This window comes from Streptomyces sudanensis, from assembly GCF_023614315.1.
Classification (GTDB): Bacteria; Actinomycetota; Actinomycetes; order Streptomycetales; family Streptomycetaceae; genus Streptomyces; species Streptomyces sudanensis.
The window spans coordinates 2,893,096-2,893,528 of sequence record NZ_CP095474.1 but is presented as its reverse complement, the minus strand read 5'-3'; the positions used below and the strand labels follow the sequence as shown (position 1 = coordinate 2,893,528).

At 73.4% G+C, this 433-nt stretch carries 1 pseudogene; it reads left to right on the top strand.

Features of this window, described 5'->3' with window-relative positions:
• Window positions 1–46: 46 nt before the first annotated feature.
• Window positions 47–394 (top strand): annotated as a pseudogene (locus MW084_RS13445) (DNA polymerase III subunit gamma and tau); the annotation flags it as partial.
• Window positions 395–433 lie beyond the last annotated feature (39 nt).

The window sequence follows — 433 nt, the reverse complement described above, 5'->3', positions numbered from 1 at the left end:
AGGGTGGCNCANNANCNTNNNTTNTGNAGTNGNNNGCANCNNCCNNGCCGCGCCGCCCGCCGCCGGGCCCGCGGTCTCCGCCGACATGGCGCAGGGCGCCGCCCAGGTCCGCGCCATGTGGCCCGGCGTCCTCGACGCCGTCAAGAACAGGCGCCGCTTCACCTGGATCCTCCTCAGCCAGAACGCCCAGGTGGCCGGGTTCGACGGCACCACCCTCCAGCTCGGCTTCCTCAACGCCGGCGCGCGTGACAACTTCGCGAGCAGCGGCAGCGAGGAGGTGCTGAGGCAGGCCCTCGCCGAGCAGTTCCATGTCGACTGGAAGATCGAGGCGATCGTCGACCCGTCCGGCGGCGCCGGACACCCCTCCGCCCCTCAGGGCGGTCACGGGTACCACNCCGCCCCCCAGGGCGGTCACGGGTACCACCCGAGCGCC